This is a genomic window from Pseudomonas pudica, assembly GCF_015680405.1.
GTDB lineage: Bacteria > Pseudomonadota > Gammaproteobacteria > Pseudomonadales > Pseudomonadaceae > Aquipseudomonas > Aquipseudomonas pudica.
In genome coordinates, this window is sequence record NZ_JADLJS010000019.1 from 1 (window position 1) to 15,513 (window position 15,513).

The 15,513-nt window shown below is 59.2% G+C and carries 25 protein-coding genes; 7 read left to right on the forward strand and 18 right to left on the reverse strand.

Annotated features, from left to right (window positions below; all coding sequences use genetic code 11):
* Window positions 1-59 precede the first annotated feature (59 nt).
* The 13 genes from IRZ77_RS14775 to IRZ77_RS14835 all read right to left on the reverse strand — a co-directional run bounded on the left by IRZ77_RS14775 (window position 60) and on the right by IRZ77_RS14835 (window position 8,007).
* On the reverse strand, window positions 60-548 hold the full coding sequence (locus tag IRZ77_RS14775) for an HvfX family Cu-binding RiPP maturation protein (protein WP_046615678.1): 489 nt from the start codon (window positions 546-548) through the stop codon (window positions 60-62).
* A gap of 14 nt (window positions 549-562) precedes the next feature.
* On the reverse strand, window positions 563-1,180 hold the full coding sequence (locus tag IRZ77_RS14780) for a ferric reductase-like transmembrane domain-containing protein (protein WP_046615677.1): 618 nt from the start codon (window positions 1,178-1,180) through the stop codon (window positions 563-565).
* Between the two features lie 246 nt (window positions 1,181-1,426).
* Window positions 1,427-2,713: a sensor histidine kinase gene (locus tag IRZ77_RS14785; RefSeq protein ID WP_046615676.1), complete on the reverse strand. Its 1,287-nt coding sequence runs from the start codon at window positions 2,711-2,713 to the stop codon at window positions 1,427-1,429.
* Window positions 2,710-3,450 carry a response regulator gene (locus tag IRZ77_RS14790; protein WP_003250463.1) on the reverse strand — a complete coding sequence of 247 codons (741 nt, stop codon included), beginning with the start codon at window positions 3,448-3,450 and terminating at the stop codon, window positions 2,710-2,712. The genes IRZ77_RS14785 and IRZ77_RS14790 overlap by 4 nt, the downstream gene beginning before the upstream one ends.
* A gap of 185 nt (window positions 3,451-3,635) precedes the next feature.
* Window positions 3,636-4,742, reverse strand: coding sequence for a phage integrase Arm DNA-binding domain-containing protein (locus tag IRZ77_RS14795; RefSeq protein ID WP_196173855.1), 1,107 nt, complete (start codon window positions 4,740-4,742; stop codon window positions 3,636-3,638).
* On the reverse strand, window positions 4,723-5,061 hold the full coding sequence (locus tag IRZ77_RS14800) for an excisionase (protein WP_456239167.1): 339 nt from the start codon (window positions 5,059-5,061) through the stop codon (window positions 4,723-4,725). The genes IRZ77_RS14795 and IRZ77_RS14800 overlap by 20 nt, the downstream gene beginning before the upstream one ends.
* A complete protein-coding gene (locus IRZ77_RS14805) occupies window positions 5,003-5,500 on the reverse strand; it encodes a hypothetical protein (RefSeq protein ID WP_196173761.1) in 498 nt (165 codons plus the stop codon). The genes IRZ77_RS14800 and IRZ77_RS14805 overlap by 59 nt, the downstream gene beginning before the upstream one ends.
* Window positions 5,501-5,550: 50 nt before the next feature.
* On the reverse strand, window positions 5,551-6,324 hold the full coding sequence (locus IRZ77_RS14810) for a DNA-methyltransferase (protein ID WP_196173762.1): 774 nt from the start codon (window positions 6,322-6,324) through the stop codon (window positions 5,551-5,553).
* A 43-nt stretch (window positions 6,325-6,367) separates the two neighbouring features.
* Window positions 6,368-6,763 carry a phage protein NinX family protein gene (locus IRZ77_RS14815; protein WP_196173764.1) on the reverse strand — a complete coding sequence of 132 codons (396 nt, stop codon included), beginning with the start codon at window positions 6,761-6,763 and terminating at the stop codon, window positions 6,368-6,370.
* Window positions 6,760-7,068, reverse strand: a complete 309-nt coding sequence (locus IRZ77_RS14820) for a hypothetical protein (protein WP_108479838.1) — start codon at window positions 7,066-7,068, stop codon at window positions 6,760-6,762. Before IRZ77_RS14820 ends, IRZ77_RS14815 begins: the two co-directional genes overlap by 4 nt.
* The gene (locus IRZ77_RS14825) at window positions 7,065-7,391 is read right to left on the reverse strand and encodes a hypothetical protein (RefSeq protein ID WP_196173766.1); all 327 of its coding nucleotides are present in this window, start codon (window positions 7,389-7,391) and stop codon (window positions 7,065-7,067) included. The genes IRZ77_RS14820 and IRZ77_RS14825 overlap by 4 nt, the downstream gene beginning before the upstream one ends.
* Window positions 7,388-7,684, reverse strand: coding sequence for a hypothetical protein (locus tag IRZ77_RS14830; RefSeq protein ID WP_196173768.1), 297 nt, complete (start codon window positions 7,682-7,684; stop codon window positions 7,388-7,390). Before IRZ77_RS14830 ends, IRZ77_RS14825 begins: the two co-directional genes overlap by 4 nt.
* On the reverse strand, window positions 7,681-8,007 hold the full coding sequence (locus IRZ77_RS14835) for a hypothetical protein (RefSeq protein ID WP_196173770.1): 327 nt from the start codon (window positions 8,005-8,007) through the stop codon (window positions 7,681-7,683). Before IRZ77_RS14835 ends, IRZ77_RS14830 begins: the two co-directional genes overlap by 4 nt.
* 182 nt (window positions 8,008-8,189) lie before the next feature.
* Here IRZ77_RS14835 and IRZ77_RS26955 point away from each other — a divergent pair, with 182 nt between their 5' ends.
* The gene (locus tag IRZ77_RS26955; RefSeq protein ID WP_230386423.1) at window positions 8,190-8,489 is read left to right on the forward strand and encodes a hypothetical protein; all 300 of its coding nucleotides are present in this window, start codon (window positions 8,190-8,192) and stop codon (window positions 8,487-8,489) included.
* 53 nt (window positions 8,490-8,542) lie between these two features.
* Here IRZ77_RS26955 and IRZ77_RS14840 read toward each other — a convergent pair whose 3' ends face one another.
* On the reverse strand, window positions 8,543-9,217 hold the full coding sequence (locus IRZ77_RS14840; protein WP_196173859.1) for a hypothetical protein: 675 nt from the start codon (window positions 9,215-9,217) through the stop codon (window positions 8,543-8,545).
* A 46-nt stretch (window positions 9,218-9,263) separates the two neighbouring features.
* Here IRZ77_RS14840 and IRZ77_RS14845 point away from each other — a divergent pair, with 46 nt between their 5' ends.
* Window positions 9,264-9,722, forward strand: a complete 459-nt coding sequence (locus tag IRZ77_RS14845) for a hypothetical protein (protein WP_196173772.1) — start codon at window positions 9,264-9,266, stop codon at window positions 9,720-9,722.
* Here IRZ77_RS14845 and IRZ77_RS14850 read toward each other — a convergent pair.
* Window positions 9,719-10,642 (reverse strand): DNA cytosine methyltransferase, encoded by a 924-nt coding sequence (locus tag IRZ77_RS14850; RefSeq protein ID WP_196173774.1) that lies wholly within the window; start codon window positions 10,640-10,642, stop codon window positions 9,719-9,721. The two genes, IRZ77_RS14845 and IRZ77_RS14850, sit on opposite strands and share 4 nt — an antisense overlap.
* A 52-nt stretch (window positions 10,643-10,694) precedes the next feature.
* Between IRZ77_RS14850 and IRZ77_RS14855 the strand changes: the two genes are divergently transcribed.
* The 3 genes from IRZ77_RS14855 (at window position 10,695) to IRZ77_RS14865 (ending at window position 11,533) form a co-directional block, all read left to right on the forward strand.
* The gene (locus IRZ77_RS14855) at window positions 10,695-10,976 is read left to right on the forward strand and encodes a hypothetical protein (RefSeq protein ID WP_196173776.1); all 282 of its coding nucleotides are present in this window, start codon (window positions 10,695-10,697) and stop codon (window positions 10,974-10,976) included.
* 113 nt (window positions 10,977-11,089) lie between these two features.
* The gene (locus tag IRZ77_RS14860; protein ID WP_196173777.1) at window positions 11,090-11,269 is read left to right on the forward strand and encodes a hypothetical protein; all 180 of its coding nucleotides are present in this window, start codon (window positions 11,090-11,092) and stop codon (window positions 11,267-11,269) included.
* Between the two features lie 93 nt (window positions 11,270-11,362).
* On the forward strand, window positions 11,363-11,533 hold the full coding sequence (locus IRZ77_RS14865) for a hypothetical protein (protein WP_196173778.1): 171 nt from the start codon (window positions 11,363-11,365) through the stop codon (window positions 11,531-11,533).
* Between the two features lie 78 nt (window positions 11,534-11,611).
* Here the strand turns inward: IRZ77_RS14865 and IRZ77_RS14870 are convergent, their stop codons facing one another.
* Complete coding sequence (locus IRZ77_RS14870) at window positions 11,612-12,205, reverse strand: hypothetical protein (RefSeq protein ID WP_196173779.1); 594 nt, start codon at window positions 12,203-12,205, stop codon at window positions 11,612-11,614.
* Here IRZ77_RS14870 and IRZ77_RS14875 point away from each other — a divergent pair.
* Window positions 12,204-13,175: a hypothetical protein gene (locus tag IRZ77_RS14875; protein ID WP_196173780.1), complete on the forward strand. Its 972-nt coding sequence runs from the start codon at window positions 12,204-12,206 to the stop codon at window positions 13,173-13,175. The two genes, IRZ77_RS14870 and IRZ77_RS14875, sit on opposite strands and share 2 nt — an antisense overlap.
* Window positions 13,176-13,285: 110 nt before the next feature.
* Complete coding sequence (locus IRZ77_RS14880; protein WP_196173781.1) at window positions 13,286-14,155, forward strand: hypothetical protein; 870 nt, start codon at window positions 13,286-13,288, stop codon at window positions 14,153-14,155.
* Window positions 14,156-14,253: 98 nt separating this feature from the next.
* On the opposite strand, the gene IRZ77_RS14885 is transcribed toward IRZ77_RS14880, so the two are convergent.
* The gene (locus tag IRZ77_RS14885; protein WP_196173782.1) at window positions 14,254-15,069 is read right to left on the reverse strand and encodes a DUF2303 family protein; all 816 of its coding nucleotides are present in this window, start codon (window positions 15,067-15,069) and stop codon (window positions 14,254-14,256) included.
* A gap of 26 nt (window positions 15,070-15,095) precedes the next feature.
* Window positions 15,096-15,443, reverse strand: a complete 348-nt coding sequence (locus IRZ77_RS14890; protein WP_196173783.1) for a hypothetical protein — start codon at window positions 15,441-15,443, stop codon at window positions 15,096-15,098.
* Window positions 15,444-15,513: the final 70 nt, after the last annotated feature.

A 15,513-nucleotide genomic window follows, 5' to 3' on the forward strand; every position in this document is an offset into this window, starting at 1 on the left:
GCCCCCGCGGGGGCCGCCCGCCCCCCCCGGCGATGGGCTGCAACGCAGCCCCGGCGAAATCACCTGCAGAACCGCCCTCTGAGCCAATGATCCAGGCTCAACCGCCCAGCCCCTTTCAGCAGCAGTGGCAGCAACGCCACCAGGTAGATCAGCGGCAACTTGAAGTTGCCAAAACCCTGGTCGGTAATCGCATACCCTTGGGCCAGCTCGGCCAGGCTCGACCAGTGCGCCGGCCAATGCACCGCGGCAATCGCCACCACGGTCACCACCATCAGCCCCAACGAGGCCAGCCGGGTACCTAGCCCCAGCAACAGCAGTAACGGCAGGATCAGCTCCGCCCACATCGACAGCTGCCAGTTCAGCTCTGCAGGCAGCAGGTTGAAGGGGAACGGGAAGTTCGCTTGCAGGTCGGCGAACCAGTTGCTGCCATTGAATTTCTCCCAGCCAGATTCGAAAAATTCCCAGGCCAGAAACAGCCGCAACGGCAGGTCGGCGCTCCAGGTACCGAAACGGTCGAAGGTGGTCAGGGTGCGGGTCAAGGTAGTCATGCTGGTTTCTCTCTTCAGGAAAGGGCACGGGCGTTGCGGCGTTGCTGACGGGCCAGCTTGGCGGTGAGCTTGACGGCGATGGCGCTGAACATCAGGGCGAACGCCAGCGGGTACCAGCCGCCCATGGGGATGCGTTTGTAGAACGACAGGCAGAACACCGCAGCCAGTACCCACATGCCGGTGCTGTGCAGGGCCTGCCAGGCACGGCCACCCAACAGGCGCATCGGGGCCTTGAACGAGGTGATGGTGAGCAGCAGCAGGAACAGGTAGCCGAGGGTACCGGGCAGGCTGGAGGTGAGCGTGCGGCCGGCCCAGAACAGCTCGGGGAATTGCTGGGCGTAGCGGTAGATCAGTACGCCATGCACGGTGTGGGAAAAGGCGAATGCCAGCCCCAGATAGCGCCGTTCCTGAAGGAGGCGGCGGCTGCTTGTGCCAGGCAGCAGGGTCACCAGCGACGACGCCAGGAAGGCCAGCAGGAATAGCGCGAAGGAGCTGCGCGCAGTGGCACGGATCGCGCTGCGCAGGCCGTCGGGATCAGGTTGGCTGGCCAGGACCACGGCGGTCATCGCCAGGGTCAGGCCGGCGAGCGTGGCGAACAGCTTCCAGCCGGAGGGAAGGGTGAGGGGTTTCATCAGGGAGACTCCCAGGTGTGGTTGTGTGACCGGGAGTGTGTCGGGGTGGGGTATCTGCAGTGTGTCGGCGGTGGTGGGGTTGTGTATCGGATTGTAGAAGTCGCTCAAGCGCCGCAGTCCCCGTAGGAGCGGCCTTGTGTCGCGATGTGCTGCGAAGCAGCCTCAGGGTTTCAGCTTCGGCGCATGAATTGCCGGGGCCGCTTTGCGGCCCGAGCGCGACACAAGGCCGCGCCTACCTGAGATTGCTTACTTCAGCTCGATCTGCGCGCACAGCCCGCCGCTTGCACGATTGCTCAGGGTCAGTCGGCCGCCCATCGCCTGGATCAGCTGGTGGGCAATCGCCAACCCCAGCCCGGTGCCGCCGGTGCTGCGGTTGCGTGAGCCTTCCACGCGATAGAACGGCTTGAGCACTTCATCCAGTTCATCACCGGGTATGCCAGGCCCGTTGTCGAGCACGCGGATCACGGTCATGTCACCCTCGCGGCACACCTCCAGCTCGGCAGCACCGGCAAACTTGAGAGCGTTGTCCACCAGGTTCACCAGCACCCGGCGCAGCGCATGGGGGCGAGTTTCCAGCAGGCTGCCGCTGCTGCCATGGCGCTCGACCTGGGCGCCACTGTCCTGGTAGTCGAACACCAGGCTGTCGAGGAAGGCATCGAGGTTCACCCGGCACGGTGCCTCGGTGCTGGTGTCCATGCTGCGGGCATAGGCCACGCCTTCGCGCACCAGGTGTTCCATTTCGCCCAGGTCGCTCCACAGCTTGTCCTTTTCAACCCCGTCGTCCATCACTTCGACGCGCAGTTTCATGCGCGTGATCGGCGTTTGCAGGTCATGGGAAATGGCTGCCAGCAACTGCATGCGTTCCTTGAGGTAGGCAGCGATGCGCGCCTGCAGGGCGTTGAAGGCCACGGCGGCGTAGCGCACCTCGCGCGGGCCGCTTTCATCCAGCTGCACGCCAGGCTTGTCCGGGTCGAGGTTGTCCACCGCGCGGGCCAGGCGGGTCAGCGGGCCGATCGCCAGGCGTACCGCCAGCCAGGTGCACAGCAACAGCACGGCCAACTGGATCAGCAACACCACGGGCAGCCAACGTGCCACAGGAACCGGCGATGGGGTTACGTCGATGGTCAGCGGTGCGCCATCAGCTAGGGTCAGGTGTGCCTGGAAGTGCGCGTTCGGGCCGGGGATTTCCTGGAAGGAAAGGCGATAGTCGGCGCCAATGGCCTTGACGATCGAGTCGGCAGCCATGGGCGGGTCGCTGCTGGGCATGGCTTCGCCCGCCAGGCCATGGTCCAGCCGGTAGCGGTAGGTACGCCGCTCCAGGCGTGGCAACCAGGCGGCGCGCTCGGCCGCGGGCAGGCGGTCGAGGATGGCCACCGAGGTGGCCACGTCCTGCTCCAGGGTGCTGAGCATCATCGAGCGGCTGCTGATGTAGCGCTCGTAGGCCTGCAGGCCGAACGAAAGGCCGTAGGCCAGCACCAGGCCGGTGAAGAAGATCAGTGCCAGGCGCGAGGCCAGGGTGCGTGGCCACTTCATGATGGCGACTCGAGCAGTTGCACCGGCAGCGAGAAAACGTAGCCCTCGCTGCGCACGGTCTTGATGCAGCTGGGTTCGCGGGCGTCGTCTCCCAGGCGCTGGCGCAGGCGGCTGACCAGCAGGTCGATGGAGCGGTCGAAGATGTCGGCTTCGCGGCCTTGGGTCAGGTTGAGCAACTGCTCACGGCTCAGCACCCGCTGCGGGTGGTCGAGAAACACCCGAAGCAGGCGATATTCGGCACCACTCAGGGCAACCAGGGTGCCTTCGCTGTCGAGCAGATGGCGCGCGGTGGTGTCCAGCCGCCACTGGCCGAAACCGAGCAGGCGGCTGCTTTCGCTGATGGTCAGGTTGGGGGGCAGCATGCGCGTGCGGCGCAGCACGGCGTTGATGCGGGCCAGCAGTTCGCGAGCCGAGAACGGTTTGGTCAGGTAATCGTCGGCGCCCATTTCCAGGCCGATGATGCGGTCGGTTTCGTCGTTGCGGGCGGTCAGCATCAGCACCGGGGTGTTGCGGTGCTTGCCGGCGCGCAGCTCTCGGCACAACAGCAGGCCGTCGTCGCCGGGCATCATGATGTCCAGGACGATCAGGTCGACGCTGTTGGCTTCGAGAAAGGCGCGCATCTGCCGGCCGTCGGCGACGATGCTGGTGCGTAGGCCATTCTTCTTCAGGTAGTTGCCGACCAGTTCGCGGATTTCGCGGTCGTCGTCGACGATCAGGATGTGATCGACGTGTTCCATGCGCTGCGTTCCTGTGCAAGAGGGGATGGGCGCAGTGTACCGAGCGCGTTAGCGCTTGCCTGCGGGGGTTTGTATTGCAGTGTATCCGGCATTGATACAGCGAAAGTCTTAACACGCTGAATCTAAGGGGTTTTTCTTTCCTCCCCAAAATATCCCCAATATCTCCCAAAAACTAAATTACAAACCTACGCGACATCGATCCACGCAGAGCCCCGGCTGTCGAGATACATGTCGGTCATTTTTGCCGTACGGTGACCGAGTAGGCGCTGGGCATCCCGGCCTTCCTCCTCGTGCAATCGTGCGGCCAGCGACCTCTGTTCGTGGAACGATGGCGGGCTGTCGCCCAGATCCAGATTAAGCTTCGCTGCAGCACGATCTCGAGCAGCAGCGAATTCTTTGCTTACTGTATCCGGCTTGAGTGGAGTTCCTGCCTTTGCGCGTGCGACCGTGCGATGGTGGTGTATTAGAGTTTTGGAGATCACCCTGTCACGGCAACGCCGTATCACCTCACCCAAGTTCAGGCCTAAGCATTCCAGTGTAACGCTGGTGCTGATCCTGAGCCTGGCCCCCGTCTTCGCTTGAACGACTTGCAGGAATCCGTCCACCTCATCCTTGAACACGAAAGAAAGGATGTCCTCACGGCGCTGCCCGGTGAGAATGGCGAGCTCCATGGCTCGCTTGAGCCACGGATGCTTCGCTTCTTCGTAGGTGGCCTTCCATAGCTCCAAGGTCAGGCGCTGGCGCTTAACCTTCACCCTGGCCGCACGGGTGGCTTCAACAGGGTTGCTGTCTACCCACCCCCTTGCCATGGCCTCCATGAAAATATCCCTTAACAAAGATCGCATTCCCTTTGCCATCTGACTTTTCCCGGCCTTAACAAATCCAGAGAGGAAATCAGCGATGTCCATGGTGGTTATCGAGCGCATTCCTCTGTCGTCGAAAGCTGCCACTAGGCGTATGAGCATGTAGTGGTTGGTGCGCATGGTAGATGCCGAAAGTTCTCTATCGGCTAGGACCTGCCGATATTCGTCCACCCACTCGGGGAACGTTCTATCTTTGACCGTCGGCTCGGGAGAGATCTTAGAGGCCAAGGTTGGCAACGCTTGCTGCAGAGCCATGTTGGCGGTGACCGCCTCCGAAATCGCTTTCGCTTTGTCGCTGCCCAGACCAAACATCCGGTTGCTCACGGGGTCGCGGTACGTGTAGTAGGTGACCCCGTTTCGCTTGTCGGTCTTTCGGTAGAGGTTGGGCGGTAGGTCCTTTGATCCAGGATTACGCGGCCTGGGCGCCATATCGTGCACTCGCAATTCTATTTACAAGGGAACTACCCACAGGAACGCGGGGCAGCGGCTCGGGCTCCCGGTAGCAGGCATCAGCCTCAACATAGTAGCTGCGGCCGTGCTTTACCGGGGCCGGGGTGATCAGGCCTTCACGGGCCCAACGGCGGAGGGTGTTGCTGCTGGGCGGCGTTCTGAAGTGATCGTGCGCCCATTCATCGAGGGTGACTTTGCACATGATGGTCTCCACGCCGCCGGTGGCGGCAGGTTGTTGTTCAGGCGGGAGTCTTTTCGAGCACTGTGTCGGCGACTTTGAGTGCAGTCTGGGCGTCATTGACGTAGGCCGGATCGAAGCCCCCGGCGTAGTGGATGACGCGCTGGCAGGCGTCCAGTTCTTTGCGCGCCAGGCGCAGCGCCTGGGTCAGTTCATCCTGCAGCGCACCCTCGGCGTGGCCGATATCCCAGAACTCTTTGCTCCAATGGCCTTCCGGCGACGGGTTGCTGTTCTGCTTGCCGAACGCCATGGCGCCGATGATGGCGTCACAGAGCAGCCGCTTGTAGATGTTCTCGCCATCAAGGCCCAGGCCACCGCGCCGACGCAGAGTGCTGACGACCTCGTCGACGTTTAGGCCGCTATCCTTCAGCACAATGTCGAGCTCTGGCTTGTTCGGGGTGTAGATGACCAAGGCGAGCTTGGCTTCGGGCCAGAGGTCGGCCGCGATGCGCTCCAGGCAGTCATTGGCGGTTTGATGAAATTGCTGAGTTGCGGACATAGGGAATCCTCGCCCGCGCATGTCGGCGGGCTTGAGTTGTAGGGGATGGGTTAGGCGCGCGCTTCGAACAGTTCGAACTGCGGGGCCGGGGTTTCGCGAATGGTGATGGCCTCGGCAATGCGCTGCTGCGCGGTACCGAAGTGCACGTCGTCCTGCTCGATGCCGATGAAGCGCCTGCCCAGTTGGATGCAGGCTACGCCAGTTGTGCCGCTGCCCATGGTGTTGTCGAGCACCACCTGGTTGGGGTTGGTGTAGGTTGCGATCAAGAAGCGCATCCAGCTGACCGGTTTCTGGGTCGGGTGGAAGTTGGCCGTCTGCTTGTCGCTCGAGAAGAACTGCACTGAGCGCGGGTACCGCTCCGTCGAGTCGTACTCGGTGAGCGACAGGGCCTTGCCGTAGCACTCCGAGTTGACCGTCTTCCGCTTCGCCGTGCGCCGCTCGTGGCCGATGGTCATCTGCGGGTTGTACACAGGCTGGCGCCGGTAGAAGACCTGGGCGCTTTCATGAGCCCGCAGCGGCTGCTTCTTCGCATTGAGGAAGCCGGTAGCGTTGCCTTTCTCCCAGATCCATTCGTAGCGGTAGTCGCGGGGGTTGCTGGCGACTACCAGCGAGCTGAACGGCTGAGCCGCGCAGAGCACTATGGCCGCTTCAGGCTTGGCGATCCTCAAGTACTGCTCCCAGAGTGGGGCGAAAGGGATCACCACATCCCAGGCGCACTGCGTTGTGCCATAGGGCAGGTCAGCCAGCACCAGGTCGACGCTGGCGTCTGGAATCGACTTCATCACCTCCAGGCAGTTGCCATGGTGCAAGCTAACTTCGCTCATCGCGGCCCCCTGTAGATCAGGTAGGCCATGTAGGCGAGGGCGATCATGTCATCAGCTCCTTCGGCACCTGGACGGTATCGCCGAGCTTGTGGTTGACGAGACCCCGGCAGAACGCGATCAGGGCCGTGGGCCCGTAGCACCAAACCCCAGCGTCGGCCGGGCCGCCTGCGTAGTGCAGGTCATCTGGAAGCCCGGGAATGTGCTGTGCGGTGCCGCTGTGCTTGTCTATCAGCAGGCCACCCTGTCCCCAGTCGGTGGATGGACGCCAACCGAAGCCATCTGCAGCGCCGCGGATGCTTATGCTGCAAGGCAAGCCGCCTGGGTGCCACACGGTTGTCCGGCTCTCAGGATCTATACCGAACCCTTCAGCCATTGCCACGGCCCAGTCCAGCGGCGCGCCGACCAGGTTGGATACCCTCACTTCGATCAGGTCGGTCATGGCGCTACCTGCTTGGTCTTGGCAGCTCTGGCGCGCTCGATGTTGCCGAACTTGCTCTTGCGCTGGATATCCTTGAAGTTGCGGCAACCGGACATGAACAGGGTGGAAGTCAGGTCTTTCCGGCTCCTGCCAACTTCCATAATCCCTTTCACACCGTGGCGGCAGAGCACATAGGCACTCTTGTATTCGCCGCTGCGCAGCATGGTTGTGTAGAACGCCAGGCGCATTGCCATGCGCCAACTGTCACTGTCGTCAGACGGGCGCATGCGGCGGGTGTAAAGCTGACCTTTACGATACTTGCTCACAGCTGATACCTCTCATCAATCCAGCGCCCAGGCGCCAGAGCGGGTGTAGGTTCGGGTTGGGTTTCGTGCGGGGAGAGCTGGCGCTCGTTGCCGGCGTTCTCCCTGAAGAGCTTGCGACATGCCTCGGACTTGAGGTCGTGCGTCATGCACCGTTCAGGCTCAGGCTTCCTGAGCATCCAGTTGGGGAAGCAGGACATGCCGCTATCCGACTGCCAGCAGGTGACGGCGCGCGCCGGGTCTTCTTTCACTTCCAGGTGACCTGGTTGCTCAATGCAGCCGGCCAGGGTGGCCAGCAGCAGAAGGCAGAGGGCGAGGCGGGTCATGATTGCACCTCGCCGTTGTAGCGCTTGTAGTCCTCGCCGAATTCCCAGCAGTAGGTCGCCGGCCATGCACCTGGCGTGCCTTCCTCGACGAACACGTATCGGTGCGCGAACTCGCCCGAGCGATCCGGCACCGTCTTGCACCATTTGTGCCGCGGACCTCCCAGGAACCAACCAGGGTGTTCCTTCACGGCTTCAGCCATGAATACATCGAGGTCGTGGTGACCCTTGCTCATTGCGATGTAGGTGTCGCTGCCAACGCTTTGCACGTCCAGCGGATATTGTTTCAGCCTCATGCCGCCACCTTTTGGCGGACCCAAACGCAGAGCGGGCCGTCCTCGGTGTCGTGGATGGAGAAGATGAACCAGCCGTCGCCGGACGGCTTGCTTGGCTGCCACTGATTGCAGTCGTAGTCGCCGTCATCCATCCAGGCCTCGATCATCTCTTCCGGCCCGTCGCTCTCCATTTCAACCAGGCACAGCTCCAGCCCGTGCTCGGCAAACCAGGTCTTGGGCAGCGCGCATTCGTCGCCGTCGTCCGGCCAGGCCGGGTGGGTCCAGAAGCCGTATTCGTCGCGCTCAACCTGCAGCGGCTGGATCAGTTGCTTTTCTTCAGACATGACTTCGTCCTTGGCCGCCATATCGCGGCAGTGAGTTGTACAAGGGGTTTGGTTCGGTACAAGAAAATCGGCCGGTGGTCCGATTCAGTTCTCAAGCTGCGATACCGAGATTGCGTCTCGCCTCGCTTTGGCTATGGTGAGGGTTCACCTGTGGCATACAACTAAAGTCGTAGGAGGTCGACATGAGGATTCGCGGTGAAGTTTTCTGGCAATGGGCTGATCCAACGCTTCACCACCGTGCTCACGACGAAACCCTCAGCGATGGAACGCACATTGATGTTCAGGTGCGCCTGTCGCGAACGGGTAACACGCAGATGTTCATTGGGGTGTATGCCGCGAGTGGCATGGCCCTTCACGAAGAGGCGTTTGATTCCCGTCCCGGTGAATCCATGACCAGAGCTTTGGCCTGGGGCGTGGGTAGGGCCCGCCGAATCGCTACTGAGGCACAGCCGAAGTTCGACCGGGTCGCCTGCGCGAAATAGGGGGGAGAGGGGTTACAGCTGGGCGGAGTACAAATGTTCTCCTTTCGTTTCTGTTAACTTGTCGCCGAGTCGACCTGTTCGAACAGTTTCCTGCACGCCTTTTTCTTGCAGCGCATCTCGACCGGCTTATCCTTCGCCAAGCCTTCATCACGAACGTCCAGCATGTGGCTGCATGCAGCGCATCCGTTGGGGAGGAGCGCGTGGTAGACGAGTGTGCTGATGCCGTCCCCAAGCATCCCGGCTCTTACGGCATGAGCTGCTGGCGCACTGGCCTCTACATGGCCACAGCTGCATTCTCCAGGCTTGTAGTCGTGGAGGGCTTTACAGTTGAGCTTGTGCCCGTGGACCGTCGGTGGCGCTGACGCGCGCTGGAACATCGTGACGTTGTGCACTCGCGGCTTAGACTTTGGCAAACCGATACCACCTGCACCGGTCATCGGCCCAACCGGAATCATGGGCAGCCCAGTCTCCGTCGCATCCCTCTCTGCCTCTTCTTGGGTCCACCAGAAGGCAGTACCAACCATCCAGGCTATTGGCTCGGGGTGGGGCTGTGGCTCTGGGTGCGTTTCGCGGTACCCCGCCAGGAACAGCAGGTAGTCGCTGTGTGTGCGCTGGTCTTCGAAGCCGGTGCTGTCCTTGCGCAGCTCCGCCTCGCCCAGTCCGAGCGGGTTGAGCCTGATGAACACATCGCGCGGGTCGGTGTTGCTGGATCGGTTTTCTGTGGGCATGGGGATACCTTGCGGCTATATTTTCCGCATTGATGAGGAGAAAAGAATGCTCTATCGAGGTGTACGGTTAGACCATCACGAGGCAGCAGGAGGAAGAATTTGCCCGAGGGGTGGCCAAATAGAAGTGATTCCGCGACATGACGGGACAATCCGTTACGACGGTACGTTCACTTACGGCTACTCAGAAAACAACGCCGTGCGAGCTCACCACATTGAAAACGGCAAGTGGGGTGGGTGCTTCGTATCTACTTCTCGAAACTACGAGGTTGCCAAATTCTTTGCGACTTCTGACGAATTTGGTCAGCAGTATCACGGTGTGGTCTACCACTTGGACGAAACCCTGTTCTCTCATCATGGCGTCGTCGCAAAGGAGTTTGACGATCCTCTATATCCCCAGGAGGAAGAGGTATCCATTAGGGCGGAGGATGGCGGCGAGATACCGGCAGGGGTCGTTGTGAAAGTGGAAGAGGTTTTCCACCCCACTGCTTATCGGCGTAATACCTAAGCGGCCAACAACAATGCCTCAATCACCCTCTGCCCAGCCAACGGCGGTACCGCATTGCCGGCCATATGCATGGTAAGCCTGTGGTTGTCTGGGCGCAGGGTGTCGGCCGGGAACGACATGGCGGCCAAGGCCTCGTTGGCGCTGAGCATCCGCATGCGGTCGCCGTCGACCAGGGCCCAACGGTCCAGGGTGGTGATGGTGCCGATCGGCCGGTTGATGTCGCGGCCGGTGGTGCCGGAGCCTTTGCCGTAGTAAGGCATGATGAACCGGTCCCCGAAGCGCTGGCGCCCGTTGCGCACCCGGTCGAGCGTGGCCTGGGCCCGGCCTGGTTTCTCGATCTGTGACCAGCGGCCGGCGTCGAAGTCGAGGAAGCTGCTTGCCGGCACATGCCGCTCCTGCGGTAACTGCAGCATCAGCGGGGCCCTGCTGCGCGTCAGGACCATGAACAGGCGCACCCGGTGCTGCGGAACGCCGAGGTCCGCGCAGTCCACGATGTGCGGCGCACACTGGTAGCCCATCGCTTGGATGGCCTGCAGCCAAGCCGGGTAGAGGAGCCAGTCGGTGAACTCCGGCACGTTCTCGATCACTGCTGCCTGCGGCCGGTGGAATTCCAGAGCAGATACCGGCGCCCAGGCCGTCGAGCGCGATGCGTCATGCTCGGGGTTGCCCGACTTCTTGCCGCGGGCCTTGGCGTGGCCCTGGCAGCAGGGCGAGGCCAGCAGGATATCGTGGGACGGTACCTGCTCCCAGCGCGCCTGATGCAGGTCTTGGCAGACATGCTGCGTCTCTGGATGGTTGGCGCTGTGCCATTCAACGGCTACCGGCCAGTGGTTTGCCGCCCAGAGCACCTGGACGCCTGCGGCGCGCGCGCCGGTGCTCCATCCGCCGAGGCCGGCGAACAGGTCGATTGCTGTGGTCATAGTGTTAATCCCGGCGCTATATTGCCGGCTCCGCTTTCATGGAGTTGGTGACATGGTTCAGGAAATGCCTATCGAGTTCTTGGACTCGACCAACCTGGAGCTCTACGACTCGATCTCAATATCGGTAATAGAAACCGGCCAGGAAATTCTGCTGTGGGAAAGAGATTCACTTCCTAAGCCGCTCGGCAATGTGGTGCAAGACGAAGATCGTCTTCAGTTCCAGGCGAATACGGCTCTATCGAATGGACAGGTGGCGCTTATCAGTGCAAAGCTGCGAGAAAGGATCAGGTCGAAAGGATTTCATCACTCGATCACTGATCAGCTGAACCGCTGAAATCGCCCTCGCCGGGGAGGCGTTATCGTTGAATAGGGGAAGGCGCCGTAGTTGGCGCGCGTTGTTCTGGTGAGCTATCAATCCATGGTTGACTCGACCTGGTGGAGGTCGCCATGACACTGAAAAGCGATACCAAGGCCCTTGCCTCGATCGAGGAAGAAGCCCGGGCAATGCTTAAAAAGATCGGGCTGCCGGATGACCACCTGAAGAAGGAAATGGTCATCTGCCTGCGCCAGATCATCGCGATTGCGCGCTACCGGAAAGGCCTGGGCGCCGACTCTGTCCTTGAATAGGAGAAGGCGCTGGCGGGCAGCGCTTGGTGTCAGTTTTTGCGGAAGGATTCAATCTTTGGTATAACGCCCGACCATTTCACAGGAAGGATCCTTATGAAACGCACCATCATTGGCGCCATGCTCGTTGCTGTCACTGCGCTGTCGTTGAGCGGCTGCTTCGAATCCGAGGCCGAAGAGAAGGCGAAGGAGCAGCAAGAGGCCAGCGAAAAACTCTGGGAAATCACGCCGCCAGACCGGAGCAAGGACCAAGGGTTCAAACCCTAATTCAAAGCAGTTCTTATCGCCGCCGAAAAGGGCGGCGTTTTCATATGCCCGGTGGCGCTGGCGGGCAGAGCCGGAGGGTCAGGCGGCAGCGGCGTCTTCAGCCGCAGGCTTTGGCTGGTAGACCAGCGTGCCGTCGAGGATGGCATCCTTGATCGCTTCGAACTCCCAGGCGTAGTACTGCGACTCGACGTAAACCCGCAGTTCGGGGTAGTCGTGCTGCTTTCGGCGAATGAAGGCATCGGCCGCTTCCTTGGTAAAGTGGCTGTTCACGATTTCCCAGCGCTTGTTCCAGCCGGTGACGGTGTGGTCGTCGAGTTCGGCCAAGAACTCCCACTGGTCATCAGTATCGAGCTCTAGGAAATCGCATTCGTGGCCGACCTGGACCGCCTGGTTGATCTCCTGCTGCTCTTCCTCGTCGAGATCTGCCCAGTATTCTTCAGGGCTGAACCACCTGTTGTCTTCCAGGCAGACCACTAAGCCCTCGGCGTAGTCAGCCTCATAGCCGTAGTCGATTCGCTTCTGCTGCACGGTAAACAGCGCGCAGGCCGTGTGGTGCCACTTCACACCCTGGCCGTTGCAGTGATGGCGAAGGCGGTTAACGAAGTCCGACCAGGTATCGGCGGTCATCGGGTGGCCGGTTGCCAGGCTCGGGCTGGCTTCAGTATCGCTCATGGCTTTCTCCATGCATGCGCCGCCCTCCGTGGCCGGATGCGGCATGGTGGCAATTTGCCAAAAAATGGCGTATGAAGTATTCCACAGTATGTTCTCGGAAATATGTGAGATAAAAATGTCTGAGGAAGTAAAGCGTCTAACCCCGCTCTCTGGGACTCTGCGTGAGTTATTTTTGAAGTCAGGAAATTTATGTGCTTTTCCTGAGTGTACAAATTTAATGATGAATGCGAGCGGTGTTTTCATAGGGCAAATTTGTCACATAGAGGCGGCTGAGGAAGGAGGTGAACGCTTTAATCCTTTTATGAGCAACGAAGAGCGTCGTCAGTTTGATAACTTAATGCTGATGTGTTACGAGCATCATCAAGTTACGAATGACGTTAGCCTGTATACGGTGGAACGGTTAAAAGGTATGAAACTCCAGCATGAGCTGAGGTTTTCTGATCCGGGAAGGGTGATTTTTGATTCCTTCAAGGATTGGACCATAGATTACACCTTCACCAAGCCACAAAACATGAATGGGCTTTTCCCATTTTGCTGGGGGACGCTAGATAATGAAAGTAAGGTTAATTACCTAAAAAGTGTTGATGAATATATTGATAAATTCCAGGCTGTACCTCTAGACTTACGAGTTTTTCTCGGAAAGGTTGTGGCTAGGATGCAGCGCGTAAAGGATACCGGTGCAGTTGTTAAATACGGATGGAGCGAGCGGGCTATTGCTGTTCATGATTTATCCGGTGCGTTCAGGATGTCACTGCATGAAATTTTTGAGTATGGGAATAGGTTGCAATCATACGGTGTTGCCTCTATCGATGAGAAAAATGATTGGAGTGTTGGAGCTTATTTAGTATTTACATTGCACGAGGTAAGTGACTGGCCGTTCTGGAGTGATCTTGCTTCGTACTGTGAGGCGACCAACCAGTCAATAGACGCATTTGCTGTAAGTATGGATTTTGCTCTGCTAGATGCTTGATCAGGTTTCCAGGGCCAGCTTATTAGGTGCCCTGTTGCCGCTGGGCGCATGGTGGCGATCTGGTTTAGAATGCAATCCTTCATTTTCGAAGGGATTTTCGAGGACAGCACGTGATTAAGAACAAAGAAGATCAAAGTAAAAGCGAAATTACATCGAAAGCATCGAGTGTGCTAAAGAAAGCTTTTATAGTTACTCCCATCGGAAGTGGAGATAGCGCAACTCGTCGCGCGGCTGATGGGTTGATAAATTCTGTGTTGAGGCCACTTTTGAATGACATGGGTTTTGAACTGGTCGTGGCTCATGAGATATCTCTCACTGGCTCTATCACCCGCCAGGTGCTTGAGTATATCTTGGAGTCGGAATTGGTCATCGCCAACCTTTCGGAGCTGAACCCGAACGTGATGTATGAATTAGCTGTTCGGCACTGTACGGGGAAAGCTGTTGTGACAATTGCAGAAGAGGGGACCCGGTTACCCTTCGATATAGCTGATCAGCGCACAATTTTTTATAAAAATGATATGCGTGGAGTGTTTGAACTTCGGCCATTACTTGTTGAGGCAATTGAAGAATCTATTTCCCGAGGCGAGCAAGATAATCCTATTACCAGGGTTAGCAATCATCGTGCCTTAATGGAGTCTTTAGGGCAAGGCGATGCGAAAGCGATTTTGATCGATCGCTTGGATAATATTGAGGGGCTTTTACGGGGGCTTACGGCTGCAACCAATAGCCCCTCTGAATCATCAATCGCCTTAGTTGTTTCTGGTGATGAGGAGTCAATGGATGGTTTTATTAATACATTGGCTTCTTTTGGTCGAAAGGTGCATGTGAGAAAGACCTTGGCAAGCAAGGGTGGAGTTTTGGAATCAACGATAAATGTAACTGGCGCACAGAAGGTTGATGTCCAGCTGCTTTCTGATATTGCAGGTAAAAACGGAGTGACAATTAGGAAGCTGGCAACCTCAGTGGCTCATCTTAATTAATTCATTTAGTAGTCGGTTTTGGTTTTTCAAATTTTAATCTGTCTACATTGATTGAAGCGCCACAAAATTACAAGTCTTAGCTGTGGCGCTTAGCCGAGTCACTTTGCCTCAAACGTGCCCAATGCCAGCTTGGCGGACTCGCCTACTTTCTCCTCAAGAACCCGCTTGAACTCTTGAGCAACGGCTTCACGTTGCAATTCCTCTCGGAGCCAGCGCAGCTTTAGCACCGGCTGCGAGCCGCTGGTGATGACAGACATGCGCAAGCGGATCACTTGCTCGCCCAGGCCCTCGAACGGAATGACCTTGAATTCCAGCCAGGCCGGTAGGGTTTCTTTGCTGCTGGCCTCGATCTGGTCCATGGTGCTGCGGCTGGCGCGGGATTCACCTACGGCGTGGTCGCTCTCGGACGATGCCTTCACGGTGATGGTGCGAACTGCGGCGATCGCTTTGGCGATGGTCATGGTCTGGCCATCCTCATCGGTGGCGGACAAGTGCTGGTTCCAGTCTTCGATCCAGTCGCTCATGGCCTTCTGCACCAGACTCTGTCCGCACACCGCTTGAACTGCGGCAAACGCAGCCGAGGCCTTGAGGCGCAGAACGGCGCGATCATCGGCGTGGCCCGGATCGTCGGCGGTACCGATGTTGAACAGCACGATGCAGCTCATGTTGTCCTGGTCGATGAAGCCGCGGGCTGCTGGCGCGGCGCGCTCGACAACGTAGGCGCTGTAGTCAGCCAGTGAGTGAGTGGAGTAGGTGCCACGGAAGCGGTTGCGGCCGGCCTGGTAGCGTTCCAGGTCAACCACGTTGAAGTTCTGCGGGAGGACGGCCACTTGGCCGAGAGCCGGCAGCTGGATGCCAGCTGCGGCGACGGCGTTTTCTTGAATCAGTTCGATAGCTTCTTTGCTGAGGGACATGCGCTTTTCCTTGTGGGTGCGGTGAATTACGAGCGTGGGTGAACAGGTGCTTCTTCACGGGTGAAGAGCTGGTCGTGTTTTTCGGGGAACAGGGAGAGCTTTCCGCCGGAGCCGACGTGCATCGGGGTATCCAGGCTGGTGTTCTCGCTGCGGGTGCCGCGTTTGGTTGGGGCCTTGTACTCAAGCTTGTGCTTGATCTTCACCTGGCTGGACTCACCGACACGGCTGAAGTCCAGGATGATGGTCACCTTGCCGGCTTTGCCGTGATCCACCACGCCGGCGGCGACTTCAGACAGGGCGTGTCCGACCTGGCTGGCGAAGGCGCCGCCGTTCAGCTCTTCGAGGAACTCGGCAGTATTGGTTGGGGTGGACATTGCTTCGACTCCTTGGGATGGATGCCGCTTGGCGGCAAAGTGATGTGCTGCTGGCGCCGGCCGTGCCGGA

What these genes read in the sequence shown, in the direction of transcription:
- IRZ77_RS14775 (WP_046615678.1), bottom strand. Translation starts at nt 548, where the DNA reads ATGACTACCTTGACCCGCACCCTGACCACCTTCGACCGTTTCGGTACC.
- IRZ77_RS14780 (WP_046615677.1), bottom strand. Translation starts at nt 1,180, where the DNA reads ATGAAACCCCTCACCCTTCCCTCCGGCTGGAAGCTGTTCGCCACGCTC.
- IRZ77_RS14785 (WP_046615676.1), bottom strand. Translation starts at nt 2,713, where the DNA reads ATGAAGTGGCCACGCACCCTGGCCTCGCGCCTGGCACTGATCTTCTTC.
- IRZ77_RS14790 (WP_003250463.1), bottom strand. Translation starts at nt 3,450, where the DNA reads ATGGAACACGTCGATCACATCCTGATCGTCGACGACGACCGCGAAATC.
- IRZ77_RS14795 (WP_196173855.1), bottom strand. Translation starts at nt 4,742, where the DNA reads ATGGCGCCCAGGCCGCGTAATCCTGGATCAAAGGACCTACCGCCCAAC.
- IRZ77_RS14800 (WP_456239167.1), bottom strand. Translation starts at nt 5,061, where the DNA reads ATGACGCCCAGACTGCACTCAAAGTCGCCGACACAGTGCTCGAAAAGA.
- IRZ77_RS14805 (WP_196173761.1), bottom strand. Translation starts at nt 5,500, where the DNA reads ATGTCCGCAACTCAGCAATTTCATCAAACCGCCAATGACTGCCTGGAG.
- IRZ77_RS14810 (WP_196173762.1), bottom strand. Translation starts at nt 6,324, where the DNA reads ATGAGCGAAGTTAGCTTGCACCATGGCAACTGCCTGGAGGTGATGAAG.
- IRZ77_RS14815 (WP_196173764.1), bottom strand. Translation starts at nt 6,763, where the DNA reads ATGACCGACCTGATCGAAGTGAGGGTATCCAACCTGGTCGGCGCGCCG.
- IRZ77_RS14825 (WP_196173766.1), bottom strand. Translation starts at nt 7,391, where the DNA reads ATGACCCGCCTCGCCCTCTGCCTTCTGCTGCTGGCCACCCTGGCCGGC.
- IRZ77_RS14830 (WP_196173768.1), bottom strand. Translation starts at nt 7,684, where the DNA reads ATGAGGCTGAAACAATATCCGCTGGACGTGCAAAGCGTTGGCAGCGAC.
- IRZ77_RS14835 (WP_196173770.1), bottom strand. Translation starts at nt 8,007, where the DNA reads ATGTCTGAAGAAAAGCAACTGATCCAGCCGCTGCAGGTTGAGCGCGAC.
- IRZ77_RS26955 (WP_230386423.1), top strand. Translation starts at nt 8,190, where the DNA reads ATGAGGATTCGCGGTGAAGTTTTCTGGCAATGGGCTGATCCAACGCTT.
- IRZ77_RS14840 (WP_196173859.1), bottom strand. Translation starts at nt 9,217, where the DNA reads ATGCCCACAGAAAACCGATCCAGCAACACCGACCCGCGCGATGTGTTC.
- IRZ77_RS14845 (WP_196173772.1), top strand. Translation starts at nt 9,264, where the DNA reads ATGCTCTATCGAGGTGTACGGTTAGACCATCACGAGGCAGCAGGAGGA.
- IRZ77_RS14850 (WP_196173774.1), bottom strand. Translation starts at nt 10,642, where the DNA reads ATGACCACAGCAATCGACCTGTTCGCCGGCCTCGGCGGATGGAGCACC.
- IRZ77_RS14855 (WP_196173776.1), top strand. Translation starts at nt 10,695, where the DNA reads ATGGTTCAGGAAATGCCTATCGAGTTCTTGGACTCGACCAACCTGGAG.
- IRZ77_RS14860 (WP_196173777.1), top strand. Translation starts at nt 11,090, where the DNA reads ATGACACTGAAAAGCGATACCAAGGCCCTTGCCTCGATCGAGGAAGAA.
- IRZ77_RS14865 (WP_196173778.1), top strand. Translation starts at nt 11,363, where the DNA reads ATGAAACGCACCATCATTGGCGCCATGCTCGTTGCTGTCACTGCGCTG.
- IRZ77_RS14875 (WP_196173780.1), top strand. Translation starts at nt 12,204, where the DNA reads ATGGCTTTCTCCATGCATGCGCCGCCCTCCGTGGCCGGATGCGGCATG.
- IRZ77_RS14870 (WP_196173779.1), bottom strand. Translation starts at nt 12,205, where the DNA reads ATGAGCGATACTGAAGCCAGCCCGAGCCTGGCAACCGGCCACCCGATG.
- IRZ77_RS14885 (WP_196173782.1), bottom strand. Translation starts at nt 15,069, where the DNA reads ATGTCCCTCAGCAAAGAAGCTATCGAACTGATTCAAGAAAACGCCGTC.
- IRZ77_RS14890 (WP_196173783.1), bottom strand. Translation starts at nt 15,443, where the DNA reads ATGTCCACCCCAACCAATACTGCCGAGTTCCTCGAAGAGCTGAACGGC.